The sequence below is a fragment of the Rahnella inusitata genome (assembly GCF_018288855.1).
Taxonomy (GTDB): Bacteria; Pseudomonadota; Gammaproteobacteria; order Enterobacterales; family Enterobacteriaceae; genus Rahnella; species Rahnella inusitata.
This window is the reverse complement of record NZ_CP065024.1, coordinates 2285372-2310247: the sequence shown is the minus strand read 5'-3', so window position 1 is coordinate 2310247 and position 24876 is coordinate 2285372. Positions and strand designations below refer to the sequence as shown.

The window sequence follows — 24876 nt, the reverse complement described above, 5'->3', positions numbered from 1 at the left end:
AGCGTGGGAGCGGAAGAACAAAATGGCGGAGGATTTAATCACTTTGTCTTAATAGTCAACAAGTTGGATATTAAGAAAGCAGTCAGACAACTTTTTTCGTTAACCCTTTGACATGCACAGGGGCAGTCGCTATTATTCGCCCCGTTCCAACGATTCCTCTGTAGTTCAGTCGGTAGAACGGCGGACTGTTAATCCGTATGTCACTGGTTCGAGTCCAGTCAGAGGAGCCATATTAGAAAAGCCCGCTTAAGGAAACTTAAGCGGGCTTTTTGCTGTCTGGAAAACAGTGATATCCGGTAAAGCATGAACGTAAACGACGAAGCAGGAATGGGTGCCTGAGGTTCTATACTTCGACAACAACCAAAAAGGTGGGGCGAACCCCACCCTACGGTTAGCGCTTAATTTCGTAGCTTAAGACTGCCGCAATTTCCGTCAAACCCTGTTTAATATGCAGCTCACACAGTGAGTCACGTACCATCCAGGTCCAGGCCAGCAGCGTGAAACAAATCACGATGAGTCCATGTAAAACAAGCTTTCGCGACATCTTACCCTCCGTTGCATTTCTGCTATTAAGAGGCTATTCTCATGCTGTCTAGGTATGGAAAGCCTCGGGTTGATTGAAAAATTAACTCGGGGCTTTTGCCTTATATGTTCTGAACAACAATGCTCAAGCCACATAAGCCTCAAGCACCCGCGCGCATTTTACCCATATTCCCCAGCCTGCTTTTTATTCATTTTGTCCTAATTTTCGCCACTGACTCGCTGTCGTTACTCCAACCGTTATATCTTTATCCTTATTGCGCATTAGACATCTATACGGCCATGAATTAGGATCGAACTCTCCGGGATAACGGCATGATGCGACAATGAAAATTAGAAATTTACCTCTCGATCAAAATATCAACGGCTGGGCAGCACTTCGGGGGAATACCCCGCGTCATCCCGCTTTGCACGGCAACGTGACGGCAGACTGGCTGGTGATCGGTGCCGGGTTTGCAGGGCTGGCATTTGCAAGGCGGATTGCCGAACTTCGTCCGCATGAGCACGTTGTGGTGCTCGAGGCTTTGGACGTAGCAGATAACGCCTCGGCGCGTAATTCCGGGTTTGTGATAGACCTGCCGCACACGGTGGGCAGTACGTCGGCAGAGCTGGAGCAGGCTCATACCTATCGCCGGCTGTTGCAGTTTGGGCTACAGAGTTTGAAAGAAACTGTTGATCAGCACGCTATTGAATGTGACTGGCAGAATTCGGGTAAATACCATTGCGCGGTCAGCGAGCAGTTTGACGGCGAGATTGCGCACTATCAGCAGGAGCTCAAGACGCTCGGCGAAAGCTTTGAACTGCTGGATAACACAGCACTGAAACAGCGTCTGGGCACCGGTTTTTATCGCAGCGCCGTGTATACGCCGAACTGCATTTTGGTGAATCCGGCAGCGCTTATCAGCGGGCTGGTCGCATCGCTGCCGTCGAATGTGACGGTCTACGCCAACTCCCCTGCCTTGCAGATCGATACCCAGGGCACTATCCGAGCTGAAACGCCGCATGGTGAAGTGCGGGCGCGTAAACTGATGCTGGCGATCAACGGCGCGGCGCGGGGATTGCCGCTGTTTATAGGGAACGTGTTTGCGATGTCGACCTTCGCGACGCTGACCGAGCCGCTGACGCCGGAACAGCGTCAGCGCATTGGCGATATTTCACCCTGGGGCTCAACCCCGGTGAATGCACTGGCCGGGGCAACCCTGCGCTACACCGCCGATCACCGTTTTCTGATCCGCGAGCACGTCAACTTTACGCCGGGTCTGGTGACCGGCGCGGTGGAGACTGGCCTTCACGCCCGCCGCCATCAGCAGCTGTTCGCGCGAATTTACCCGCAGCTACAGGACGTCAATATGGCTTACACCTGGTCAGGTCTCATCAGCATTACCCGCAACGGTGCACCGGTCTGGGGAAACCTGTCGGAGAATGTGTACTCATCGGCGGGATGTAACGGCTCAGGAAGTTCCAAGCAAAGCGCATTTGGCCGGTTGCTGGCAGAACATGCGCTGGGGGAAGACAATCCGCTGCTGGCGGATATGCAAACCGTCGGACGCGCCAATTATCTGCCGCCGCGCCCGTTCCTGGATGTCGGTGTGAAGAGTTTTATGGCCCGTGAGCGCTGGCGTTCGCGCAGTGAGCTGTAACGCGAAAGCCGGTCACCTTGCAAAAGATGACCGGCTTGTTTAATCAACGAGGGCTAATGACGTTTATCGACGCGGGCGACGATGCGGTCGCCCAGCCACTGAATGCCGCACACCATGACAATCAGCACGACAATCACTTCAATCATGACCACCGTTTCAAACCTCTGGTAGCCGTAGCGGATTGCCAGATCACCTAACCCGCCCGCGCCAATCGCACCGGCCATCGCCGATGCACCAATGAGCGCCACCAGCGTCACCACGAATCCGGACAAAATGCCTGGCAAGGCTTCCGGGATAAGTACGTCCCAGACAATGCGCAGTTTGCTCGCACCCATCGCCCGCACAGCGTCGATCAGCCCGCGATCAACATCTCGCAGGGAAACTTCAGCCACGCGCGCAAAGTAAGGCGTCGCAGTAATTGAAAGCGGAACGATCGCCGCCCACGTCCCGAGTGATGTGCCCACCAGAAAGCGTGTGACCGGAATTAACGCCACCAGCAAAATGATGAACGGCAACGAGCGAAAACCGTTGATGACAAGCCCGAGCGACCGGTTCACCCAGCGGTTTTCAGCGATGCCGCCGGGGCTGCTCATCACCAAAATCAGCCCTAAAGGCAGACCGGCAATCAGGGAAAACAGCCCGGAGATGGCGGTCATCAGCAACGTTTCTTCGACGGCATTAATCAATAAATCAAGCATTACTGGAGACATAGCCTGTCAGCTCCACGGTTGCCTGGTGCTGTTCCAACCAGTGTAAAACGGCCTGCTCTGAGGCGGCATTATCGACCGGCACAGAGAAGAAAAAGCGCACGATGGCGTAATGCTGAATATGATCGACCCCGCCCTGGATCAGGCGAAATTGTCCCGGCAGTTCGGCAGCCATCAGCGTAAGGATTTCGCCCTGTCTGCCCTGCCCGGCGTAATGCACGCTGTAAATCGCCTCGCCCTGACGTACCGGCGTCAGCCGTTCGGCCAGCGCCTCCGGCAGTTGCGGCAGCAAGCCCTGTAAAAGGGTGCGTGTCAGCTGCGACTGAGGATGGGCAAACACCTGCCAAACGGGGCCTTCTTCGATAATTTCCCCACCGTTAATGACCGCCACCCGATGAGCGATCTTTTTGATCACTTCCATCTCATGAGTGATGAGCAAAATAGTGATGCCGAGTGTCTGATTCAGCGACTGCAACAGCGCCAGAATAGAGCGGGTGGTTTCAGGGTCAAGCGCCGAAGTGGCTTCATCGCACAGTAACAATGCCGGACTGGCAGCCAGCGCGCGCGCAATGCCGACGCGCTGTTTTTGCCCGCCAGACAACGCTGCCGGATAGTTTTTGGCTTTGTCTTCCAGCCCGACCAGCGCCAGCAATTCGGCCACACGCGCCTGACGGCGAGCCTTGTCATACCCGGCGATTTTCAGCGGCAGCGCGACGTTCTGTTCGACAGTTTTGGCCGACAGCAAATTAAAATGCTGAAATACCATGCCGACGCGGCTGCGCACCGATTGCAACGCTTTCTCACTCAGGCCGGTTATCGCGTGGCCTTCGATTTCGATCACACCGTCGTCGGGCTGCTCCAGTCCGTTAAGACAGCGGATCAGGGTGGATTTCCCTGCCCCGCTGCGGCCGATAAGGCCGAGGATTTCTCCCCGCCTTACCGTTAACGACACATCCTTGAGTGCCTGCGTGGTGCCGAACCGGCGGCTAACGCGGTGCAATCGCACCACGTCTTCGGCATCATCTGCCGCGCTTGTTCGCTCAGCTCTTACGAACGCGTTTACTCCCGCTGCGGCGGCTTTTTTGTCATCCGCAGAGGTAGCGGTAAAATGCGCGTCGATCTCAGAGATTATCGTCATGCTTTACATCCTTACCAGGCCGTGACGCCGGTGCCTTTATAAACCTTATCAAACACTTTTTTCACGTCGTCGTTCTGGTAGGAGGAAACGAGTGTTTTCACCCACGGCGCATTGGCGTTTTCTGTTTTCACTGCAATGAAGTTGTTGTACGGGTTGCCTTTGACCGGCTCCTGCGCAATGCGATCGGCTGGCGTCAGGCCACTTTTCAGCGCCCAGTCAGTATTGACGATCGCTGCATCCAGATCAGGTACGGAACGGCCAATAATGCCGGAGTCCAGCTCTTTGATGACGACGTGGCGCGGGTTTTCTGTGATGTCTGCGGTGGTCGCGAAAATGCCTGCGCCCGGTTTGAGTTTAATCACACCGGATTGTTCGAGCAGGATCAGGCCGCGCGCTTCGTTGGCCGGATCGTTAGGCACGCCAATGACCGCACCGTCTTTCAGCTCGTCAGCTTTTTTCACTTTTTTAGAATACAAACCGATTGGCCACACGGCGGTATAACCGACGCGCACGATGTCGTAATGATTCACTTTGATCTGATTATCGAGGAACGGCTGATGCTGGAAGGCGTTGGCATCGACTTCGCCATTTTGCAACGCTTCGTTAGGCTGGTTGTAATCATTAAACACCACCGGCTTAACGGTCAGCCCTTTCGCCGCTGCCTGCTTCACCACTTCCCGCCAGACATCTTCGTCTTCGCCGCTGATGATACCGACTTTGATGGTTGTTTTATCTGCTGCATGAGCAGCCGTCAGCGGAGCCAAAATGCCGCTGGAAATCATGACAGCGGACGTCGCTGCCAGTAAAAAAGCACGGTTAACGCGGGTCTTAGTTTTGTTAAATTTTGTACGCATCGAGTATCCCCAAAAGTGTGTATGAGCTGCCTGCACAGGGCTGTGATTCTGTGCAGGAATTTGGCGAGTATACCCATCGGCTTATTTCTTTATAATATTGTTTAAGAGATACATATTCCTGAAATGAATATGTGAAATGGCAAAGTAAAGCGATAAAAAAGATAAGGTCTATCCGCGCAGGGATTTGGGTGAAAAACCAAACTTTTTGCGAAAAACAACGGAGAAATGAGCGGGCGTATAGCCCACGTGATATGCGGCAGTCGAAACGCTCATACGCGACGCCGACCAGATTCTGGTGTTTGAAGAAGGCAGACTGGCACTCGGTGGCTGGCTGACGGGCGGATCCGCTAAACCCGCGCGGGGTGGAACTTCAGCTAATAAAAAACCCGCCGCAGCGGGTTTTCTCATTCTTACAACCCGGCCTTACGACTCAGGTTCTACCGGCTGCACTTCCAGGGAAACCATGCCGATGCCCAGCTTACGCGGCTGGAAACCGCCGCTGGTGCCTTCGGTTGGTTCGGTCGGTGACGGCGGCGTGATGACAATGCTTTGCGCCGCGCCAGGATTGGTGAACTGAACTTTCACCGTGCCGTCTTTATCACCAAAGGAGACGAATTGCTCCTGATCGCCAACGCGGACTGACACCGGTTTATCGATGTTACTGCCGTAGGCTCTGGCGCGGATCACCACGTCGAAAGTGGTTGGCAACGGTTTGACGTAATCGATTTTCACCGACGGTGCGAGATTCGCATCAGACCAGCGTCCCCAGTTCTCCACGGCGGAAACCCCGGCAATTGCTTTCACCTGCTCAGGCAGCCCCGGTACCATGAAGGCAATCGCGGCGGATTTATACGTCGTGTCCGCATCATCAATATTGAGCGTTTTCACCGTCCGCTGATAAATTGCATTGCTGCCAGACATGTCCTTCACAAAATCGACTTTACCTTTGAAGCTATCGCCGTTCGCCTGCACGATAGTCGGGCGCGCCCCGAGATTACCGGACGCCACGCAAAGACCGGTATTGAGCGACAGCTCAGGTGCCCAGACGCGGCCCATTTCATAGCATTTATCCACCCAGACGAAGTTATCGCTGGTTGACAGCGTAGCGAGCTGTTTTTTCAGCGGCGTGGATAAATAGACGTCAAACATCGGCTCGATTTTGTCTTTGGTGACTTTCAAAATGAACGGCGTTTTGATGGTCATGCCAGAGAAGGTGAAGCTGTTTTCCTTGTTGCTGACGGTGTAATTTTTGATGCTGTTTGGGAAGCCCCACTGTTTGATAACCGCCGGTTTCCAGGCATTCACTTTGTCATCGATATTGAGGAACTGCTCGGTCATGGACGTCGCGGAAATCCCGCTGCGCCCGAGGCCAATGTAGTTATCGCCGCCCATCATATCCAGCACAGTGGCGCCGTTATCGAGCGTGCTGCGCTTGGCGGCATTCAGATCGCCCACCGGATGACGGCCATCGAGCACGAAGAACAGGTCTTTGCGATTCTGTTTGGTCAGCGTGCTGTAAGCGGTGTTGTTCATCGCCAGATGATCGGAAGACACCACGATGAGGGTGTTATCGAAATAGCCCGAGGCTTTGATCTTGTCGATAAACGCCGCAATCAGCTCCTGACTGCACGAGACCGCGCTCAAAGACTGATTCGGTTTGCCGGTCAGCGGATAGGCTTTACGTGTGCAGCCACGGGAGATAAAACCGTCCGGGTGATGCGTATCGACAGTCAGCGTGAACAGGGAGAACGGTTTACCAGCTTTGCTCAGCTCGACAAACTTCTTGTACACCTCGTCCAGCAGCGTGTCGTCATACCAGCCCCAGTCATTTTTGTACGCCGGATCCGCAACGGTCGGACGCAGTTCGTTATAGCCGTACAGATGATCAAAACCGTGGGACTTCAGGAAGGTGCCTTTACCGGCAAACGCCAGTTCCGCCCCCTGATAGAAATAGTTGGTGTAGCCGGCGCCTTTGAGGACATCACCCAGACAAACGTTTTCCGGATAGAACGTCGCTAAGGCGCTGGAGGCATTGCCGTCAAACGGCGCAAACAGCGGGATGCCGCACTGAGAAGCCACCATACCGGCGATGGTGTAACCGGTGCCCGGCACCTGCTTAGTGTTAGTAAAATCGGTGCTCTGCGCTTTGTGGCGACTCAGTTCAGTGGTCAGCCCCGGAAAGACGTTGTCATCGAAATAAGTGCGTTCCAGACTTTCGCCGTAGATGTAGACCAGATTCGGCTTTTTCTCGCCCTTCACGGCTTTGACCGGGACTTTGTAATAGGTATCAAAATCCGCACCGCTGCCGGAGATTTGGGTTTTCACCAGGCGGGAAATGTTCTGGAATGCCTGCGTGGAGCCGACCGAGAACACCGCCAGCACCACGGCCAGCACGCTGTACACCGCGCTGCTGTTTTTGGCGCGACGTTGTTTGAGCCCCCAGGCAAGCAGCCAGAAGACGATGATCAAACCGGCCAGTAAACCAAGGAACGGCAGGATGTATTTGTTCAGACCGGCGCCTTTCAGGCTGCTGGTGACGGTATAGAGCACGGCATCGGTGATGCCCTCACCGGTGAAATAGTTACTGCCGATAAGGATCACGTTCAGAATGACGTAAAGCCCTAAAAAGAACAGCACCAGCGAAAACCAGATGCGCCCGGCCGACGCCCGTGTGACGTAGAAATAGATAGAGGAGAGAAACAAAACAAATGAAAGCCACTCAGAAGCCATTTTTAGCGCCCTGTCTGATTAAAAAAAATAAACACAACGACCCAGTCTGCTGATTGGTCAGCAGCGCCGACGGTTAAATTCATCGAGTAAATGACCCGTTTGTCATTCACTTCATCCCTGAGACAGGAAAATTTTGTGCCAAAAACGGGTGACGCTATATAGCCTGCTGAACAACAGGGGGTCAACGCCCTGATGCTGTTTTAGGTCACTGATTTGTCCGAATAAACCTCTTTCTCACAAATTCGTGATGGTTATCTCTGTATGATACCTCAAAGATTTAACCTTCCGGTCACTAAATTGTAGGAATTGGATGTTATCGGAAGAGTATGAGCAAATTGTGGAGGAGGGTTTTGGGAATCAGATAAAACTGAGAGGGACATCTAAAAAAACCCGCGATACGGGCATCACGGGTCTGAATGTTCAGTGCAGTCGAGTTTCCTACGCGCCGCCTAAGTACGCCTTCCTGACCTGCGGATCGACCAGCAACGCCTCCCCGCTGCCGCTCATACGGATCTGACCGTTAACCATCACGTAAGCGCGATCGGAGAGTTTCAGGGCATGGTGCGCATTCTGTTCAACCAGAAAAATCGTCATACCGTTACGTGCCAGTTCCCGCAGCGTCTGGAAGATCTGTTTGACGACAATCGGTGCGAGGCCAAGGCTCGGTTCATCCAGCAACAACAGTTTCGGACGGCTCATCAGTGCCCGCGCAATCGCCAGCATTTGCTGCTCTCCACCGGACATGGTCATCGCCCGCTGCCTGCGTCGCTCTTTCAGGCGCGGGAACAGTTCGAACATTGTTTGCAGATCCTCCGCCGCGTATTTATTGCCGATGGGAATGGTGCCCATCAGCAGGTTTTCTTCGACGGTCATATCCGGGAAAACGCGCCGCCCTTCCGGCGACTGCGCAATGCCCTTTGATGCCACAAAATGCGTGGATTTACGGCTGATATCTTCGCCACAAAATAAAATCTGACCGCTGCGAATGCGCGGCTGGCCAAAAATCGACATCAGCAGCGTTGATTTTCCCGCCCCGTTCGCGCCGATCAGCGCCACAGTTTCGCCCTGATCCACCTGCAAAGAGACCTGTTGCAACGCCTGGATCGCGCCGTAATAGACGTCCACCTCCCTAAACTCCAGCATCGCCTGGCTCATAGGCTGACCTCGTCTTCGTCAGCACCCAGATAGGCTGCGATGACTTTCTCATTGTTTACAATCTCCTGCGGCGGCCCTCCGGCAATCACGTCGCCGTGGTCGAGCACAATAATGTGATCGGAAATCTCCATCACCATGCCCATATCGTGTTCGATCAGCAGCACCGTAATGTCGTGATGGTCACGTAGGAAGCGGATAATTTTGCTCAGTGTGCGGGTTTCCACCGGATTCAGCCCGGCAGCCGGTTCATCAAGGCAAATCATTTCCGGCGCGGTGCACATGGCGCGGGCGATCTCCAGCCGCCGCTGCTGGCCGTAAGACATCTCCCCCGCCAGCCGGTTGGCGCAGTCCACCAGTTCCACTACTTCCAGCCAGTAAAATGCCCGATCCAGCGCCTGATTCTCGGCACGACGATAGCCCGGCGTATTGAGCACTCCGGCAATCAGATTGCGGTTGGTTTGCATGTGCTGCGCCACCAGCAGGTTTTCCACCACCGACATTTCGCGGAACAGACGGATATTCTGAAAGGTGCGCGCCAGCCCGGCACGGTTCACCAGATGGGTGCCGCCAAACATTTTGTAGAAAATCCGCCTGCCGAGCTGCGCCGGTTTCAGCCAGTCATCCGGCTGAAATTTCTGCCCGAGCACCTGAACGACGTTGGTCGAGCCAGTTCGCGTGTTGAGTGAAATCGTGCCACCGGAGGCTTTATAAAAACCGGTCAGGCAGTTAAAGACTGTGGTTTTCCCTGCGCCGTTCGGGCCAATCAGGGCGGTGATTGAACCTCGCTTCACGTCGAGACTCACATCGTTGAGCGCCTTAATACCGCCAAAGTGCATCATCAGATGTTTAACGCTGAGGATGCTTTCATTCATGACCGCGGCATTCATGGTGCGACTCCTTTACGTACGGCAAATCCGCTGCGGCTGATGCGGATCAACCCGCGCGGCCGCCAGATCATCATCACCACCATCAGCACGCCAAATAACAGCACGCGATATTCCGCAAAACTGCGCAGCAGCTCCGGCGCGACGGTCAGCACAAACGCCGCCAGCACCACGCCGATGGTCGAGCCCATACCGCCAAGCACCACGATGGCGAGGATCAGCGCGGATTCGAAAAAGGTAAACGAGGTAGGATTCACGAAGCCCTGATAGGTGGCGAAAAACACGCCTGCGATCCCGGCGGTGGAGGCCCCGAGCGTAAATGCGGAGAGTTTAACCAGCACGTGATTCAGCCCCATCGCGCGGCAGGCGATTTCATCTTCCCGCAGCGCTTCCCACGCACGGCCAATCGGCATGCGTGTCAGCCGGTGTTTGATGAACAGCACCAGCAATACGACCAGAACCAGCACGGCGTAGATAAAAATAAACTTCATGTTGGGGTTATACGTCAGATGGAAAAACTCATGAAAAGGCACGCCGCCCTCTTTTGCCCGCCGCCCGAACTCCAGCCCGAAAAAGGTTGGCGCAGGCGCAGAGACGCCGTTCGGTCCGCCGGTAAACGACAGCCAGTTGGTCAGCACCAGCCGGATGATTTCACCAAAGCCGAGCGTGACGATTGCCAGATAATCGCCGTGCATCCTCAGCACCGGGAACCCGAGCAGCGCACCAGCCAGAGCGGCCATCAATGCCGCCAGCGGCAGCATCGACCAGAACCCGAGACCAAGATACTGATAGCCAAGCGCCAGCCCGTAAGCCCCTATGGCGTAAAACGCCACGTACCCGAGATCCAGCAGCCCCGCCAGCCCGACCACAATATTCAGCCCGAGACCGAGCAGCACGTAAATCAGCCCTAAAATCGCGACGGTCAGAATGTATTTGGTGGCGACAAACGGAAAGAATATCGCCAGCACGATTAACAGCGGCAGCACCCAGCGCAGGCTGCTTTTATGATCCACATGCCGGACATACACTCCCGCGCTTTCGCTTTCAAAGCGTGCCCGCATTTTCTGCCCGGCGGCGGTTTCCAGAAAGGCGCTAAGCAAGAACCGCCCTGCCATGACCGCGGCGATAATCCACACCAGCCGTTGTGAATGGAAGTTGAAGCTGTAGCCATCGAGCACCACGCCGACCACCGGCCCGAAGATAATCAGCGCGACCAGCCCGGCGAAAATGGCATCCAGCAGACAGCGTTTCAGCGAGAAGCCGCCATCAATAACAGCAGTTTGTGACGTCATTTTTTCTCCCTCACACTTTAGATACTACCGGGCGACCCAGCAGGCCCTGAGGGCGGAAAATGAGGATCACCACCAGCAATCCGAAGGAGAACACATCTTTGTAATCCGAGTTCACCATGCCCGAAAACTGCGCTTCGGCGACGCCTAAAATCAGGCCGCCCAGCATTGCGCCCGGCAGCGAACCGATCCCGCCCAGCACAGCTGCGGTAAAAGCTTTGATGCCGATGATAAATCCGGCGTAAAAATCAAAAGTGCCATAGTTCATGGTCACCAGCACGCCCGCCAGCCCCGCCATCGCCGCGCCAATCATAAATACCAGCGAGATGATGCGGTCGGTATTGATGCCCAGAATCGACGCCATCTTGCGGTCCTGCTGCACCGCGCGGCACATACGCCCGAGTTTAGTGCTGCTGATAATCCACGACAGCACCAGCATTCCGACAAACGCCGCCACCAGAATGAACAATTTGGTATAGGTCATCTGCACGAAGCTGTCGCCGATGTGAAAACGCAGCGCGCCATCAAACATTGTCGGGATCCCCTGCTGTCGCGGACCCTGACTGATTTGTGCGTAGTTTTGCAAGATGAGCGACATGCCTATCGCGGAGATCAGCGGCGCGAGGCGGGTGGAGTTTCGCAGCGGTTTGTAGGCAATGCGCTCAATCGCCCAGCCATACACGCCGGTCACCACGATGGTGAACACCAGAGTGCCGAGGATGAGCAACGGAAAAGAGTGCACCCCGAAGAAAGACAGCAGCGCCAGCGCGATGGCGCAGAGGTAAGCGGAGATCATATACACCTCGCCATGGGCAAAGTTGATCATCCCGATAATGCCGTAAACCATGGTGTAACCGATGGCGATCAGCCCGTACACCGCACCCAGCGTGATGCCATTAAACAGCTGTTGCAGGAAGAATGAATCCATAAATACGCAGTCTCTTTTTGCGACCGCGTTCAACGGGAACGCGGTCTTTGGCTGATATGGTTATTCTTTCACTTCCTGGTATTTGCCTTTGTCATCCCATTTATAAACCACGTAATCGGAGACTTTCAGATCACCTTTGCTGTCCCAGGATTTTTTACCCATCACGGTATCGACGCTGTTCGCTTTCAGCCAGGCGCTGGCCTTGGCAGAATCGGTGCCGCCGGTGGCTTTGAACGCGGCAGCAATCGCCTGCACGGAGGCGTAGGAATACAGCGTGTACCCTTCCGGCTCGAACTTATTGGCGCGGAATTTATCGATAACGGTTTTCCCTTCGGCGATCAGACGCGGGTCTTTGCCGAAGGTCATCAGGATGCCGTTGGTGTATTGCGGACCGCCCGCTGCCGTTACCATTTCTTCATTGACGATGCAGTCGCCGGAGAAGAACGTCGCCTGCACGCCCTGTTCACGCATCTGGCGCACTAACGGACCGGCTTCCGGATGGCAACCGCCGAAGAACACCACGTCAGGTTTCTGCGCACTGATTTTGGTTACCAGCGCATTAAAATCTTTTTCGCCACGCGACAACCCTTCGTACATCACTTCCTTCACGCCGCGTTTGTTGAGCGCCGCTTTGGTGGCATCCGCCAGCCCCTGACCGTAGGTGTCCTTGTCGTGAATGATCACGACTTTTTTGGCTTTCAGTTTGTCGATAATGTAATCACTGGCGACCAGCCCCTGCTGATCGTCACGCCCGCACATGCGGAACATATCGCTCATGCCGCGTTCGGTGATTTGCGGGTTGGTGGATCCGGGGGTGATGGCAATGATTCCGGCGTCGTTATACACCTCGGAAGCTGGCATCGTAGAGGACGAACAAAAATGGCCGACCACCGCCTGCACTTTGTCCTGATCGACTAAACGGTTAGCAACGGCGACCGCTTGTTTTGGCTCACAGGCGTCATCGCCTTGGACCAGTTTGATTTTTTCGCCATTAATCCCGCCGGCGGCGTTAATGTCTTCGGCGGCCTGTGTAGCGCCATGCCAGTACTGATCGCCATAGGTGGCGTTCGGACCGGTGAACGGGCCTGCAACGCCAATCACAATATCTGCATGCGCGGAAAACGCCGTCGCCAGACACCCTGCCAGTAAAAGAGAAAGCGGATTTCTTATAAATTTCATCGACATCATCGTGTTCCTTAGTAGCCTGTTTGAGCAAAATGGTTTTAGTAAGAACGCCGGAGCGTGGTCTTAAATCCTGACGCTAAACACGAACAAAAAGCACTGAATGGAGTGGTTGAAATCTTCCCGGGGACGACTGCGGAGTTTCCTTACGGTTTCGCTAAAGGTGTAAACCTCAAGCAAAATTGCTGCCAGTGTTGCAATCTGAAACACAATTGCAGGTCATTTTGAGTATAGAGCGCGTGCGGCAACCCCCCGGAGCAAGTTGCAGAAACAACGGCGGGATCACACCGCACTGCGCTGGTGCTGAAAAGATGAGGGAAATGAGGATGTCGCCGCGCTGTGCACCAAAATAACCCGCCAGAATTCATGCGAACTGCCACGCACAATTACGCTTCGTGACATTTTTATCCTTTGCATGTTCTGGCGGGTTGTTTTGTAATGCGGGCAGAAAATTGCAAAGGGAACGACTTAACAATGAAGAAATTATCTTGCCTCGCCGCCCTCGCGCTGGCCCTGACGCTCACCGGCTGCGCCAGTGATTACGTGATAAACACCAAGGCCGGTGATCAGTTCTTCGCCCATGGCGAACCCGATCGCGACCGCGATACCGGCATGACCAGCTACACCGACATGAACGGTGATTATCATCTGATGAATACCAATGATATTGCGGGGATTGTGAAAAAGTAGGTGGTTTGGTTTTAAATTATCCCCGCAGAAAGGCTGAACGGGCTGGACACCCTTTTCCTGAGCATTTAGCCTCAATTAAAATTATTATAATTGTCAGGCTACTTCATAATGAAAAATGATATCAGAGCCCTGGACCTTAACCTTCTTAAGGCCCTGGATGCGTTACTGGACGAAGGCAGCGTGACGCGGGCTGCACAGCGCCTTTCCCTGACTCAGCCTGCCGTCAGTGGCATGCTTACCCGCTTGCGTGATTATTTTGGCGATCCCCTCTTTGTTCGCACCAGTCACGGCATGGTTCCCACACTGCGGGCCAGCGAGCTTTCTATGCCGGTAAAGCAAATCCTCACCGATATCGCCATTTTGCTAAAACCAATGCAATTTGATCCCATGACGGCGGAACTGACTTATACCCTTGTCGCAACGGACTATGCACTTAAGGCCGTTGTCGTTCCGTTGATAGCCGCGCTAAAGCAACATGCGCCGCGCATCAGAATCGCCGTAAGGTCCGTGGACAGTGAGCGCATGTATCAGCAACTATCACGGGGTGAAGTTGACCTCGCTCTGGTTACCCCACAAACCACACCCGATGACCTGCACGGACGAGCCCTTTATCAGGAAGAATATGTTTGCGTAGCACGTTGCCATCATCCTCTGGCGGCAGCTTCAGAAATGACGCTCGAACAATTCTGCGAACAGGAACATATTCTGGTGTCCACAGAAGGTCGCTTTATGGGTGTAACGGATGAGGCACTGGCTGAGCTCAGTCTTACGCGGCGGGTAGGTGTATCGGTTAACAGTTTTCTGGTGATACCGGATATTTTGCGATCAACCGATATGATTGCCGTTGTGCCCAGTCGTATGGTCCCGGTTGACAGCGATCTCGCCATCATCCCCTTGCCGCTAAACGTCCCGGGATTTACCAAGAGCATGGCCTGGCACGAACGAACCCATCGAGACCCCGCTCATCAGTGGATCCGCGCTTTGTGCGTAGAGATCAGTCAGCATTCTACTACCGTGATATAACTTTTCTTATTCTAAGAATAAGAAATGGTAATTCGCCTTATAACTCCATTGCGCCAATAATCACGGTCATCACGTTGAGTGTTGCTGCCGTAACGGCACACACAGTGCAATCAATTAACGCAACTGGAGAAATTTATGAACGCGATTAACTGGCCAGAAGGTTTTGTTCCGGGTTTTACCGATAACTTTGTCTCTAATGAAATGATTATCCCGGCTCTGAATGTCAATGATGTCTGGCCGTTGCTGAGCCAGCCATTCCTGTGGCCGGACTACTACAAAAACTCCGCCGATGTGCGCTTTTATGACAATAAAGGACCGGAACTGGAAGATCGGGTGCGCTTTTACTTCAGCACCTTTGGTTTCCCTGTTGAGGCTCAGGTCGTGGAGTTCGTTGCGCCAGCAGAAGGCCAGCCTGCTCGTCTGGCATGGCACGGTTGGTCCGGTGAAGAAAACACTGCTGAACGCCTTGATGTACATCATGCATGGCTTTTGGAAGATCTCCCCGGTAACCGTCTGCGTATCCTGACTCAAGAAACTCAAAACGGGAGCCCGGCCAAAGAACTGGCAAATACGCGCCCCAATCCCATGCTTAATGGTCATCAGGAATGGCTTGATGGCCTGATTGAGGCGGCGGCGAAATAATTAAGTTTCGTCCGTCATAAGCCTTCTCGGGCCTGTTGAGATGCTTCTGCAAGTAACGCAGCCTGTACGGCAGGACGCGCGCTGATATTTGCCATATATGCCGATAGCACAGGCCAGCGATTCAGGTCGATGGAAAAGAATTTACACCACCCCAGCACGGTGAAAAGGTAAGCATCAGCAACGCTGAATGTCGGGCCGGTCAGATAGACTTTCTCATTAAGCGTATCCTGCAAAAAATCGAACCGCCGGAACAGCTTTTCGCGGAAAATCGATCTGACGTCTTCTGGCAGCGCGGGATTGAACAGCAGTGCGGATCCCGCGTGTACTTCACTGGTGATAAAGTTCAGCCATTCCTGCAGACGCACGCGCGCCCAACTGTCCCCTCGAGGTGCCAGCCCGCTTTCCGGCTTCAGGTCAGCGAGATACTGCACAATGGCCGGACCTTCGGTGAGGATCTGGCCATTGTCCAGCTCAAGTGCAGCGACATAGCCTTTAGGATTAATGGTACGAAAGTCGCGTCCGTCCGCAGTGAGCTTGCTCCTGTTGTCCACTTTGACCAGTTCATATTCAAGCCCGAGTTCGCACAGAACGATGTGTGGTGAAAGCGAACAGGTGTCAGGCGCGTAATAAAGTTTCATTGTCTCTCCGATAAAATTGAAAAGCTGTTTAGCCATATTCTGGCCGTTCCTCAATACACTGTGCTTAATGTGTCTCGTGCTGTAAAATTAATGATCCATAAATTAGCTATTAGCTGAGCTACTGATAATCATGATGAATCTTTTACACTGGCGTTTACTGGTGGCCGTTGCGGATGCCAGCAATATCACCCGCGCTGCTGAGGATGTAGGAATGACTCAGTCCGGTGCCAGTCAGGCTATCGCTCAGTTAGAGGCTTCACTTGGGTTCCCGGTGTTCACGCGTGAACGTCGACACATCGGCGTCACCGCGCTGGGTGAGCAGGTGATCGAACAGGCAAGGAAAATGCTTGCGCAGCTCAACGCTATCCGCGCGCTGGCTGATGAGAGCCGCGGTTTAAGTGGCGGACGCATTCGCCTCGCCAGTTTTCCCTCTGTGACTTCCACATTGTTGCCTGGACTGCTGCGCGACTTTAAGCGTCTGCATCCGGGTATAGAAGTGGTGGTATTGGAAGGGACGGACGAGGAAGTTGAGGAGTGGCTTGCAGCAGATACTGTTGAACTGGGGGTAGTAATGAACCCCGCACCGGGAAGAACAAACGTGGTATTAGGGCAGGATGCATGGGTCGCGGTGATGCCATCCGGTCAACAGCAGGAACGTAATTCAAGGGCGCGCGGCATAACGCTGGAGGAACTGGCAGGCCAACCCTTTATTCTCGCGACAGGTGGATGTATCGTTAATGGAAAAAGTCTGATTGAACAGGCAGGCTTGCAACTCTGCGACGTGCGCGTGAAAGTACGAGACTGGGTCAGCGCCTGCATGCTGGTGCGTGAAGGCATGGGCGTTACGCTCGTACCTGAATCTGCCTTGCCAGCTGAATTGCGAGGCCTGTGTGTGATGCCGGTGGCACCCCCTATACATCGTGAATTTGGTCTGGTTTGTTCGCCATCCGGAAAAACTTCTGGTGCCACGCAGGCATTACTAAAGGGGCTGCATAAAGGCTGATGATCAACGTAGAGATAATCACTGCGTTTCTGCCACCAACCCGTCACCGGTGCGCCTGCTGACGGTGATGAGCGGCCTGCGGACAACAAATATCGGAAGTGGTCAGGTCAGCGCGACCCTCACCTTTAGTCCAATAACGAGCGTGGCAAAAAACATTATGCAACCAGCGGTAATGAAGACACCTGTTACGCCGCTGAAACCAAAGAGTAATCCTCCCAACGCAGCACCAGCAGCAATTGAGGACTGAACTGCTGCGACTACCATGCCGCCAGCAGTTTCAGCCTGATCGGGAACGGCACGCGCTACCCAGTTTGACCACGCAACGGGTACGCCACCAAATGCCATCCCCCACAACGCGACGAACAACATCAATCCTTTTTCATCCAGTGGCAGCAAAACCATGCTTAATGCCGCTAAACCGACAAGCGCTGGCATGAGTATCAGGGTAAGACGCAGGCTTCTCTCCATCAGCCACCCGGTTAGCAGCGTACCGATAAAATTAGCGATGCCAAATCCAAGCAGTATCAAAGACAAACGATCCACATCAATTTGGGCAATATTTTCCAGAGCCGGACGAATATAGGTAAACAGCGCATACTGACCAGTATGGGCAATCACACACCCCGTCATTCCCATCGCAATGCCTGGACGGCGGAGTAAATCCATGACAGATGCCGTTACCATCATTCTGCGCGGAGCCATTCCAGGAAGGGTAAACAGTTGAAAGAGCAGTGTCAGCAGGCCTACTGCGGTGGCAGCGATAAAAGCACTACGCCAGCCATAAAGCCCGCCTAAATAGCTCCCCAGCGGGATCGAAACTACGGTACCGACAGCAATACCGCTAAAAATAATGGAGAGAGCACGCGGGACGCTTTTAGCAGGGACAAGCCGCATAGCTACGGCAGCAGCCATACTCCAGAAGCCTCCCAGCGCGATGCCCAGCAAAATGCGCATGACTAACAGAACAGCCAGGCTGGATGAAAGTGCGACAAGCAGGTTGGAGGCAATCATCAGGACGGTAAAACTAAGCAAAACATTTCGGCGATCATAATTACGCGTCAGGCGGGGAACCATCAGACCAGCAAACAGGGCCACCACAGCGGTTACCGTCACAGCCTGACCAGCAAGAGCTTCGGTCACCCCGAGATCGGCAGCCATGGGTGTCAACAGACTGGCAGGAAGATATTCTGCAGTCAGCAAACCAAACACGCCCATCGTCAGTGAAATAACGGCCATCCATGCGGACTCTTTGGGTTCCGAACTATTCAAACCAGCGGATACAGCTTCAGTTGCTTCATTTCTCATAACACACTCTTCTTGGAGTAAAAATTACAACACCAAGTCTAGAGTTGAGCTGCCGGACGATCTATGATGCCTCATCCTGATTTTTTACCCGAAACGCCGATTATGCCTGTGAATAAACATTTTGCCCTCTCATCCGAGCTCATCAGTGAATTGCTGCTGGAAATGCGGCTGCGTGGTGTGCAGTATCGCCGTTTACAGACTGCCTCTGAGTTTGGCGTCGGTTTTAGCAACAGGCCGGGACATGCCTATTTTCATTACATCGCTGTGGGTACAGCTCTGCTTCGCACACACGACGGTACGTTGCACGAACTGAAAGCCGGAAGCATGGTATTTATGCCGCAGGGTGAGGATCATCAGCTTGTATCGGATGTCAGCTGTTCATTTCAACATATCGACACATTAGGCTCTGCTCCTTTAGGCGAGGCCGTCAGCGGAATCAATACTTGCCCAAGTTCTCATCCGACACCCAGCACGGTTCTATTTTATGGCTGTATGGAGTTCGATCTCGGTGGAATGCAGGGTCTTGGTAAACTGATGCCGCAGGCCATAGTGGTTGAGGCAAATGAACAGATCTATCCGGGGCTGGTTCCCATTCTGGGCGCGATGAAATTTGAAATCTGTTCCGGACGCGCTGGCTTCGCGGGCATTCTGGCCCGCCTCGCAGAAGTGGCGGCAGCCATGATTGTGCGAGGATGGATCGAAAACGGCAGCGAGAACGCCGCTGGCCTGATCGCTGCGTTACGTGATCCACGACTTGCCCGTGCTATTCTGGCCATTCATCGCGATACGGGTCGGGAGTGGTCCGTTGCTGAGCTTGCTGCCCAGTCGCATGTGTCACGTTCTGTTTTTGCTGAACGCTTCAAATCAATCATCGGCATACCACCTCAGCGCTATGTAAGGGAGGTACGAATGCGCATCGCAGGTCACTGGATTATTCACGAAAAGATCTCAATTGAGACCGTTGCTCTTCGCCTCGGCTATGCCTCACAGGCAGCGTTTAGCAGAGCTTTTAAGCGCATTAATGGATATCCGCCGGGCGCTATGCGTCAGCGACCAGCGCGAGGCGTTAATACAGTAAATGAGTGAATGTTATCTTTATCATTTGCTGGACACTTTATGAGGCCGCTCTCAATATTAAAAACTGAGCGGGCATGCGCGCATGAATGGCTCGCTGTGAGCGAATAGCGGAATTTGTATGCTGTTATCGCTGAAAGAAAATGCGACCTAGTTTGGTGATTAAAACGGCGAAAGAGGTTTATATAAAAATCCGTTAATCCGCAGGGAGTTGTGTATTTTATTGAATCTCGAAAAACGGTGTAAAAAAACCACCTGACGGCGGCTTTATTCTGATTGAATGAGATGGATAGCTATATGGCTTTAACTATAGCCATGATAAAACCATCCCACTCTTTCTCACCGACAGTTTGTATTGCTGTAGCTTCAAGTCGTTCGTCTTCTGAAATCATCTGAATAAACTCTCGCAGTCCCTGCACATTAGGATCGTTACTATCAGAATCAATCACACCACCGCCACGAACCACATTATCCCCTAGGATCACAGTACCTTCCCTGGACAACTGTATTGCCCACTCCAGATAGCGTGGATTATTAACTTTATCGGCATCAATAAAAATAAGGTCATAAGGTGCTTTGAGCATCGGTAATACATCAAGGGCGGCACCAATATGCAGATCAACCCGTTCAGTCAATCTTGCATTATCTATATTTTGTCGGGCAATTTTTGCATGATGCTCATTAAATTCTATGGTTGTCACGCGCCCGTGTTGCGGTAAAGCTTGAGCCATCCAGATCGTGCTGTAACCTCCGAGCGTTCCTATTTCAAGAACGCGAGTAGCACGTATCATTTTGATTAAAAGCTCCAGCATTTTACCCTGTAAGGCAGAGACATCGTGTGCGGGTAACTCATGAGCGGCATTATTGGCGAGAGTGCATTTCAAATCCGGTCCTTCGGGGGCGAGTTTTTCAGCAAACCAGGTATCAACCTGTGCCCATTTTTCAGCGTCTCTCGAAGGATAATCAGGGGTTCGCATGGGGGATCTACCTCTTCTTTAGTCGCTTTATCTGAAGTTTGCATGTGGTTTATTACAATGCTGGGTGCATGAAACGCTCCCCATTGATTAAAGTTCTGTAGTTTTTTGAGTGTACGCTTCTGGCATAAATCTGCCCGCGAGAAATGCTTCGGAAGGTTATAAGCGAAAGGCGGGCCTTACAATCAGATCGAGTTAACAGGGCTGCACATGGATAGCTAAGTGCCCAACTCAGCTTTCCACATCCTGTTTAGTTTTAGCTGTCAGCAGGTATCTGCCTGTGAGCAATGTTTTCGTTCATGTTCGATTAACCATTCTTTGCGCGCAATGCCACCGCCGTAACCGATCATCGCACCATCTTTGCCGATGACTCTGTGACAAGGAATCACTATAGCTATTCGGTTTGCTCCATTTGCGGCGGCCACCGCGCGTACTGCGTTAGGTTTTCCAATCTGCCCGGAAAGAGCTTGATAGTGTGACGTTTGTCCATAAGGAATAGCACGCAACCCCTGCCAGACGGAGCGTTGAAAATCACTGCCTGGAGCATCGAGCGTGAGCTCAAACTGTTGTCTCGTTCCGGAAAAATATTCACTAATCTCTTTTTCCGCTTGTCGAGTATGGCTGTTTTCCCCTGATATTATTCGGGCATTCAGCAGACGTTGAAGGTCACGGAATTCCGTCTCCAGCATTCGGCGGTCGGTAAACTCCAGCAGGCAAACTCCCCGTTCCGTAGCACAGACGAACATTGGACCCAGTGTCGTGGTAAATCGTTGAATTATAATTATCTGAGTCTGATCTGTTGGAGCAACACCCGTAATTCGCTTATAGGTATAAGCAAAACCACTTAATGATTCGTAGCCATTATCAAAAGCCACATCGGTGGCAGCAGACCCACCTTTTAGTTCCTGAAGTGCGATATTCACCCGCTGCATTCGTTGAAATGCCTGGAAGGTAATACCGTGGTTTTGTAGAAACCAGCGTCGTATCCGCTCGGGGCTGATATCGTGCTTACGTAGCTCAGTGTCGCTTATGCGTGTTTTAGGGTTGGCGCGCACGAGTTCGAGTGCTTGTTCGATAAAAAACGGAGCAGTGTGCGCATTTTCAGTGGGTCTGCATACTTTGCAGGGGCGAAAACCTGCATCCAGAGCAGATTTTAAATCTTTATAGAATTCGACATTCTCACGTTTTGGTTTCCTCGCACGACATACCGAGATACAAAATACCCCTGTCGTTTTGACACCAACGAAAAACACCCCTGTATATTCCGAAGCGCGATCGAGTAATGCCTGATACCAGATGTTGCACTGGGTATTATCGAGAACTTTCATCAATGAAAACTCCTGCAAATGTTTGCTGCGACTGGATAAGTAGCATTAAATCTTTAAGCTTCGATTGAATGGCTGAATGAACGAAATTCCCCATAGAAATACGCCTCACACCCATTTCCCCCAGCCTTTCGAACGTGGGAAGATCTGGCATACACATGACGTTTAATGGAATATTAAGCTCTTTGGAAAAGGTCTTAATATCTTTTTCTGACGTCAGACACGGGACAAAAAGCCCGTTTGCCCCCGATGCTTCATACAGTCGGCCACGTAAAAGCGTTTCCTGTAAAGCATGTTCATGATTAAGTAGGTATGTATCAGTACGGATATTAATAAATAGTTGATAACTCTCGTCGTTCAACGCGTCACGAATCTCTTTTAATTGACTGGAAAATGCAACCGCATCAACAAGTTGTCTGACACCGTTAACAACTCTGCTGTCCTCAAGATTTACCCCAACAACCCCAAGCTGCGCGAGACGTTTAAGATGGGTCGTTATCTCATCAGCTGTGCCACCAAATCCCGCTTCAACATCAACACTTAATGGTAAGTTACTGACAGATTGGATACGGGTAACAATGTAAAGCAATTCATCAAAAGACATTGCTTCTCCATCTTCGTAACCTAACGTCGCGGCAATCGCTGCACTTGAAGTCCCCATGGCCTGATAGCCCGACTGGTGCGCCAGAATTGCACTAGCAGCATCCCAGACATTGGCGATGAGTAATGGTTTGTTTTGATAGTGAAGTTCCGTGAAGTTCATGATCCTCTCCTTTAATAAAGTACAGGATGAATCTAGAACATCCGATGAAACCCTCACAACCGAAAATTGGACGACCATTTTTTTAAGCCGCGATAAGAACTCATCTGCTCGCTGTTGACTAACATAGCCGGTGTTAGAACGCCAGCTTTTGGCGCAAAGCTGCCTGTCATGCTTGGTTAAAAAACAGGTCCAAGGTAGGATATTTTCCTTTTTCCAAGCGTCCCCAATCAAGCTATATCATTTTTAACGGAACTGACCGTGGCTAATTTTTTGTTTCCTGTTTCCTTCACGATGGACGTTTACCATAGATCCCCAACTTACAGCCCAACCAATTGCATCTTTTTGACGCTCGCATTGAAACAATATTTTTTGAGTTCCTTCCTACTCAACAGCATTGGGCGTTCTCGGTGTAATTTAGATAGGGCTCTCTTGCAAGATGCCCTATAGTTTTATATGTCGCCGTCATTTCTTTGCTCGGAATTACAAAGAGTTTCTATGAGACTGGTACAAACTGAGTGATTTCTAAAAACCAAAGTTAATAAAAATTAAATGGCCTGGGGGCCGTTGTTCTGTCAACTTTGAGCAAGAGAACCATGCAGTTTATTTTCCTGATAATCTCGTTCACATCTGGGCAACATACCTTGTTTCATCCGTTCCCGCCATCTCCACCATTTCCTCCATCGCCACCATCGCCACCGCCATCACCGCCATCTCCACCTTTTCGTGAGAGCGCTGACCTTAATTGCTACATGGAACGGCCGCGCCGCCTTTACCAGCCGCACCGCCTTTACCCCCTTTACCACCATGTCCGTTGTTACCGTCCTTACCCGGCTGCCCATCTTTACCAGAATGCCCGCATTTTACCGTCACTGGCTTAAGAGAACTTACCTGGTCTGCTGACACAGTGATTGCGGCCGTTCTGTTCTGCGTTATAGCATCTTCAGCATGTATTGCACCCGACAAGCAAAACTCAGCGCAAAACAAAAATGCCACTAATTTAAGATTCTTATTCACAAAGAAGTCTCCTCAACTGCATGTTATAAAAACTGCCAGATCGAGAGATCTGGCAGATTGGGATTTATATAACCTTAGTCGCCGCCGTTACCACCATTTCCACCGGTTCCACCCGCTCCTCCATCACATGTAATAATAATCAGATGGTCAATAGAAGATGTATTGAAGTGGTGGAGTGGTTCCACTGCTCTGGATAAACCTGTAAAGGAGATGAATAACAACGCTGCAATTCTACTTACTTTCATAATTAAAACCTCATTGTCAAAAGTTGGGTTCTTATTTGAGGTAAAAGAATGCCTAATAACCTTGCAAAATAAACATAGCAACCGATTTGTGAAATCTTTATTTAATAATGTAATATTTCATTTCCTTTCAATTTTTTTATTGTTGTTGAGAGGGGGGTATTTTAAATTTTTGTTTTTTGTTTATGTATTGTTTATGTCGGCAGTCAAATAATCTGCTTTCAACCTATTCCTCCAGTTATTATAAAAGCCAAATACATTATAGAAAATGATTGCTTTGTCAAAAAAACTTAATAAACATAAAAGGAGATGACTACGTGTGAATTTGAGATCAGCAGTAATGAAATTCAACGCAAATGATCTAACTCTGCTCTTGTAGGGGCCGCTTCGAAAACGGGAAATATCCAACTTTAAACCAAGCATGACAGACAGCTTTGAACGAGTAGCGGACATAACATCCTCGGAATAGTTTGGGGACAGTGTTGTCCCATCACCCGTTCCGAGCTGATGCTTTCCTTGGCAGGATACTTTATGCTGGTCACACTCATTTTGCAGGATATGACCATGATAACCGTAGAGAAATCAGATCCATTTTCTTCAGAATCCCATCGCTTAATCGAAATGCTGTCAGCAGAACTTGCCGCTATTACGGGTGATAACGGCAAAAGCAATTTCACCGTTGAAGCAATGTATGATGACAAAGCCTTATGGGTATTGGCAAAGAATGCTCATGGCGAAGCAATAGGATGCGGAGCTATTAGGCCGTTAACACAAAATACAGCAGAGCTTAAAAGAATGTTCTCAGACCGAAGTGTACCAGGGGTTGGGGGAGCTTTACTTACTTTTCTGGAAACATCTGCAAAAGATATGGGATATAGCGAACTCAGACTGGAAACTCGACACATCAACCATCGGGCTGTAAATTTCTACGAGAAAAACGGATATATCCGCATTGAGAATTACGGCCCCTACATAGGTAGGACAGAAGCCGTCTGTTTCTCAAAAGCATTACGCTGATTGTATTAATCGGACAAGCCGTCCGCTCCTGGCACAGAACGGGCATTGATGGCATTAGAAGTATGAAAGTGCCATTGTCATACTGGACACAATCGTAGTTCTGTCCAGAATATGCAGAT

Annotated in this window: 25 protein-coding genes and 1 tRNA gene; 8 read left to right on the top strand and 18 right to left on the bottom strand. The window is 51.7% G+C overall.

What is annotated here, in order from left to right; all coding sequences use genetic code 11:
- Positions 1-154: 154 nt before the first annotated feature.
- Positions 155-230: transfer RNA gene (locus I2123_RS10865), tRNA-Asn, on the top strand.
- Between the two features lie 161 nt (positions 231-391).
- Here the strand turns inward: I2123_RS10865 and I2123_RS10860 are convergent.
- Entirely contained in the window at positions 392-544 is a 153-nt protein-coding gene (locus tag I2123_RS10860; protein ID WP_112168542.1) for a Hok/Gef family protein, read from the bottom strand.
- A gap of 322 nt (positions 545-866) precedes the next feature.
- Here I2123_RS10860 and I2123_RS10855 point away from each other — a divergent pair, with 322 nt between their 5' ends.
- Positions 867-2180 carry an NAD(P)/FAD-dependent oxidoreductase gene (locus tag I2123_RS10855; RefSeq protein WP_213052423.1) on the top strand — a complete coding sequence of 438 codons (1314 nt, stop codon included), beginning with the start codon at positions 867-869 and terminating at the stop codon, positions 2178-2180.
- A 53-nt stretch (positions 2181-2233) separates the two neighbouring features.
- Here I2123_RS10855 and I2123_RS10850 read toward each other — a convergent pair whose 3' ends face one another.
- The 10 genes from I2123_RS10850 to I2123_RS10805 all read right to left on the bottom strand — a co-directional run bounded on the left by I2123_RS10850 (position 2234) and on the right by I2123_RS10805 (position 13050).
- On the bottom strand, positions 2234-2890 hold the full coding sequence (locus tag I2123_RS10850) for a methionine ABC transporter permease (protein WP_056780917.1): 657 nt from the start codon (positions 2888-2890) through the stop codon (positions 2234-2236).
- Complete coding sequence (locus I2123_RS10845; protein ID WP_112168540.1) at positions 2871-4025, bottom strand: methionine ABC transporter ATP-binding protein; 1155 nt, start codon at positions 4023-4025, stop codon at positions 2871-2873. The genes I2123_RS10850 and I2123_RS10845 overlap by 20 nt, the downstream gene beginning before the upstream one ends.
- An 11-nt stretch (positions 4026-4036) precedes the next feature.
- On the bottom strand, positions 4037-4879 hold the full coding sequence (locus I2123_RS10840) for a MetQ/NlpA family ABC transporter substrate-binding protein (RefSeq protein ID WP_112168539.1): 843 nt from the start codon (positions 4877-4879) through the stop codon (positions 4037-4039).
- A 168-nt stretch (positions 4880-5047) separates the two neighbouring features.
- Positions 5048-5152, bottom strand: a complete 105-nt coding sequence (locus I2123_RS25455) for an AraC family transcriptional regulator (RefSeq protein ID WP_274611825.1) — start codon at positions 5150-5152, stop codon at positions 5048-5050.
- Between the two features lie 150 nt (positions 5153-5302).
- Positions 5303-7609, bottom strand: a complete 2307-nt coding sequence (opgB, locus tag I2123_RS10830; protein ID WP_213052421.1) for a phosphatidylglycerol--membrane-oligosaccharide glycerophosphotransferase — start codon at positions 7607-7609, stop codon at positions 5303-5305.
- 438 nt (positions 7610-8047) lie between these two features.
- Positions 8048-8764, bottom strand: coding sequence for an ABC transporter ATP-binding protein (locus I2123_RS10825; RefSeq protein WP_112168536.1), 717 nt, complete (start codon positions 8762-8764; stop codon positions 8048-8050).
- Positions 8761-9636 carry an ABC transporter ATP-binding protein gene (locus I2123_RS10820; RefSeq protein ID WP_112168566.1) on the bottom strand — a complete coding sequence of 292 codons (876 nt, stop codon included), beginning with the start codon at positions 9634-9636 and terminating at the stop codon, positions 8761-8763. The genes I2123_RS10825 and I2123_RS10820 overlap by 4 nt, the downstream gene beginning before the upstream one ends.
- 11 nt (positions 9637-9647) lie before the next feature.
- Complete coding sequence (gene livM / locus I2123_RS10815) at positions 9648-10940, bottom strand: high-affinity branched-chain amino acid ABC transporter permease LivM (RefSeq protein WP_213052420.1); 1293 nt, start codon at positions 10938-10940, stop codon at positions 9648-9650.
- Positions 10941-10950: 10 nt separating this feature from the next.
- A complete protein-coding gene (locus I2123_RS10810; protein WP_213052419.1) occupies positions 10951-11865 on the bottom strand; it encodes an ABC transporter permease subunit in 915 nt (304 codons plus the stop codon).
- A 60-nt stretch (positions 11866-11925) separates the two neighbouring features.
- Positions 11926-13050 (bottom strand): branched-chain amino acid ABC transporter substrate-binding protein, encoded by a 1125-nt coding sequence (locus I2123_RS10805; RefSeq protein ID WP_112168533.1) that lies wholly within the window; start codon positions 13048-13050, stop codon positions 11926-11928.
- A 471-nt stretch (positions 13051-13521) separates the two neighbouring features.
- Between I2123_RS10805 and I2123_RS10800 the strand changes: the two genes are divergently transcribed.
- The 3 genes from I2123_RS10800 to I2123_RS10790 all read left to right on the top strand — a co-directional run bounded on the left by I2123_RS10800 (position 13522) and on the right by I2123_RS10790 (position 15402).
- Entirely contained in the window at positions 13522-13737 is a 216-nt protein-coding gene (locus I2123_RS10800) for a YgdI/YgdR family lipoprotein (protein WP_112168532.1), read from the top strand.
- A gap of 108 nt (positions 13738-13845) precedes the next feature.
- Positions 13846-14760 (top strand): LysR family transcriptional regulator, encoded by a 915-nt coding sequence (locus I2123_RS10795; RefSeq protein ID WP_213052418.1) that lies wholly within the window; start codon positions 13846-13848, stop codon positions 14758-14760.
- Positions 14761-14895: 135 nt separating this feature from the next.
- Entirely contained in the window at positions 14896-15402 is a 507-nt protein-coding gene (locus I2123_RS10790; protein ID WP_213052417.1) for an SRPBCC family protein, read from the top strand.
- A 14-nt stretch (positions 15403-15416) separates the two neighbouring features.
- On the opposite strand, the gene gstA is transcribed toward I2123_RS10790, so the two are convergent.
- Positions 15417-16040, bottom strand: coding sequence for a glutathione transferase GstA (gene gstA, locus I2123_RS10785; RefSeq protein ID WP_213052416.1), 624 nt, complete (start codon positions 16038-16040; stop codon positions 15417-15419).
- A gap of 130 nt (positions 16041-16170) precedes the next feature.
- Here gstA and I2123_RS10780 point away from each other — a divergent pair, with 130 nt between their 5' ends.
- On the top strand, positions 16171-17043 hold the full coding sequence (locus I2123_RS10780) for a LysR family transcriptional regulator (protein WP_213052415.1): 873 nt from the start codon (positions 16171-16173) through the stop codon (positions 17041-17043).
- A 102-nt stretch (positions 17044-17145) separates the two neighbouring features.
- Here I2123_RS10780 and I2123_RS10775 read toward each other — a convergent pair whose 3' ends face one another.
- The gene (locus tag I2123_RS10775) at positions 17146-18348 is read right to left on the bottom strand and encodes an MFS transporter (RefSeq protein ID WP_213052414.1); all 1203 of its coding nucleotides are present in this window, start codon (positions 18346-18348) and stop codon (positions 17146-17148) included.
- Positions 18349-18411: 63 nt separating this feature from the next.
- Between I2123_RS10775 and I2123_RS10770 the strand changes: the two genes are divergently transcribed.
- Positions 18412-19434, top strand: a complete 1023-nt coding sequence (locus tag I2123_RS10770; RefSeq protein WP_213052413.1) for an AraC family transcriptional regulator — start codon at positions 18412-18414, stop codon at positions 19432-19434.
- A gap of 281 nt (positions 19435-19715) precedes the next feature.
- Here the strand turns inward: I2123_RS10770 and I2123_RS10765 are convergent, their stop codons facing one another.
- From I2123_RS10765 to I2123_RS10745, 5 genes are all read right to left on the bottom strand, one after another.
- Entirely contained in the window at positions 19716-20399 is a 684-nt protein-coding gene (locus I2123_RS10765) for an O-methyltransferase (protein WP_213052412.1), read from the bottom strand.
- A gap of 260 nt (positions 20400-20659) precedes the next feature.
- A complete protein-coding gene (locus I2123_RS10760; RefSeq protein WP_213052411.1) occupies positions 20660-21724 on the bottom strand; it encodes a bifunctional transcriptional activator/DNA repair enzyme AdaA in 1065 nt (354 codons plus the stop codon).
- The gene (locus I2123_RS10755) at positions 21708-22484 is read right to left on the bottom strand and encodes an isocitrate lyase/PEP mutase family protein (RefSeq protein WP_213052410.1); all 777 of its coding nucleotides are present in this window, start codon (positions 22482-22484) and stop codon (positions 21708-21710) included. Before I2123_RS10755 ends, I2123_RS10760 begins: the two co-directional genes overlap by 17 nt.
- A 738-nt stretch (positions 22485-23222) precedes the next feature.
- Positions 23223-23498, bottom strand: coding sequence for a hypothetical protein (locus tag I2123_RS10750; protein ID WP_213052409.1), 276 nt, complete (start codon positions 23496-23498; stop codon positions 23223-23225).
- 74 nt (positions 23499-23572) lie between these two features.
- Positions 23573-23743: a hypothetical protein gene (locus I2123_RS10745; protein ID WP_213052408.1), complete on the bottom strand. Its 171-nt coding sequence runs from the start codon at positions 23741-23743 to the stop codon at positions 23573-23575.
- A gap of 528 nt (positions 23744-24271) precedes the next feature.
- Here I2123_RS10745 and I2123_RS10740 point away from each other — a divergent pair.
- Positions 24272-24757 (top strand): GNAT family N-acetyltransferase, encoded by a 486-nt coding sequence (locus tag I2123_RS10740; RefSeq protein ID WP_213052407.1) that lies wholly within the window; start codon positions 24272-24274, stop codon positions 24755-24757.
- Positions 24758-24876: the final 119 nt, after the last annotated feature.

Bases quoted from the DNA above. Each gene is read 5' to 3' on its own strand.
- I2123_RS10855 (WP_213052423.1), top strand. From the start codon at position 867: ATGAAAATTAGAAATTTACCTCTCGATCAAAATATCAACGGCTGGGCA.
- I2123_RS10745 (WP_213052408.1), bottom strand. From the start codon at position 23,743: ATGAAAGTAAGTAGAATTGCAGCGTTGTTATTCATCTCCTTTACAGGT.
- I2123_RS10790 (WP_213052417.1), top strand. From the start codon at position 14,896: ATGAACGCGATTAACTGGCCAGAAGGTTTTGTTCCGGGTTTTACCGAT.
- I2123_RS10825 (WP_112168536.1), bottom strand. From the start codon at position 8,764: ATGAGCCAGGCGATGCTGGAGTTTAGGGAGGTGGACGTCTATTACGGC.
- livM (WP_213052420.1), bottom strand. From the start codon at position 10,940: ATGACGTCACAAACTGCTGTTATTGATGGCGGCTTCTCGCTGAAACGC.
- I2123_RS10760 (WP_213052411.1), bottom strand. From the start codon at position 21,724: ATGAAAGTTCTCGATAATACCCAGTGCAACATCTGGTATCAGGCATTA.
- I2123_RS10805 (WP_112168533.1), bottom strand. From the start codon at position 13,050: ATGTCGATGAAATTTATAAGAAATCCGCTTTCTCTTTTACTGGCAGGG.
- I2123_RS10740 (WP_213052407.1), top strand. From the start codon at position 24,272: ATGCTGGTCACACTCATTTTGCAGGATATGACCATGATAACCGTAGAG.
- I2123_RS10820 (WP_112168566.1), bottom strand. From the start codon at position 9,636: ATGAATGAAAGCATCCTCAGCGTTAAACATCTGATGATGCACTTTGGC.
- I2123_RS10775 (WP_213052414.1), bottom strand. From the start codon at position 18,348: ATGAGAAATGAAGCAACTGAAGCTGTATCCGCTGGTTTGAATAGTTCG.
- opgB (WP_213052421.1), bottom strand. From the start codon at position 7,609: ATGGCTTCTGAGTGGCTTTCATTTGTTTTGTTTCTCTCCTCTATCTAT.
- I2123_RS10810 (WP_213052419.1), bottom strand. From the start codon at position 11,865: ATGGATTCATTCTTCCTGCAACAGCTGTTTAATGGCATCACGCTGGGT.
- I2123_RS10755 (WP_213052410.1), bottom strand. From the start codon at position 22,484: ATGAACTTCACGGAACTTCACTATCAAAACAAACCATTACTCATCGCC.
- I2123_RS25455 (WP_274611825.1), bottom strand. From the start codon at position 5,152: ATGAGCGTTTCGACTGCCGCATATCACGTGGGCTATACGCCCGCTCAT.
- I2123_RS10840 (WP_112168539.1), bottom strand. From the start codon at position 4,879: ATGCGTACAAAATTTAACAAAACTAAGACCCGCGTTAACCGTGCTTTT.
- I2123_RS10770 (WP_213052413.1), top strand. From the start codon at position 18,412: ATGATGCCTCATCCTGATTTTTTACCCGAAACGCCGATTATGCCTGTG.
- I2123_RS10765 (WP_213052412.1), bottom strand. From the start codon at position 20,399: ATGCGAACCCCTGATTATCCTTCGAGAGACGCTGAAAAATGGGCACAG.
- I2123_RS10845 (WP_112168540.1), bottom strand. From the start codon at position 4,025: ATGACGATAATCTCTGAGATCGACGCGCATTTTACCGCTACCTCTGCG.
- I2123_RS10795 (WP_213052418.1), top strand. From the start codon at position 13,846: ATGAAAAATGATATCAGAGCCCTGGACCTTAACCTTCTTAAGGCCCTG.
- I2123_RS10780 (WP_213052415.1), top strand. From the start codon at position 16,171: ATGATGAATCTTTTACACTGGCGTTTACTGGTGGCCGTTGCGGATGCC.
- I2123_RS10860 (WP_112168542.1), bottom strand. From the start codon at position 544: ATGTCGCGAAAGCTTGTTTTACATGGACTCATCGTGATTTGTTTCACG.
- I2123_RS10850 (WP_056780917.1), bottom strand. From the start codon at position 2,890: ATGTCTCCAGTAATGCTTGATTTATTGATTAATGCCGTCGAAGAAACG.
- I2123_RS10800 (WP_112168532.1), top strand. From the start codon at position 13,522: ATGAAGAAATTATCTTGCCTCGCCGCCCTCGCGCTGGCCCTGACGCTC.
- gstA (WP_213052416.1), bottom strand. From the start codon at position 16,040: ATGAAACTTTATTACGCGCCTGACACCTGTTCGCTTTCACCACACATC.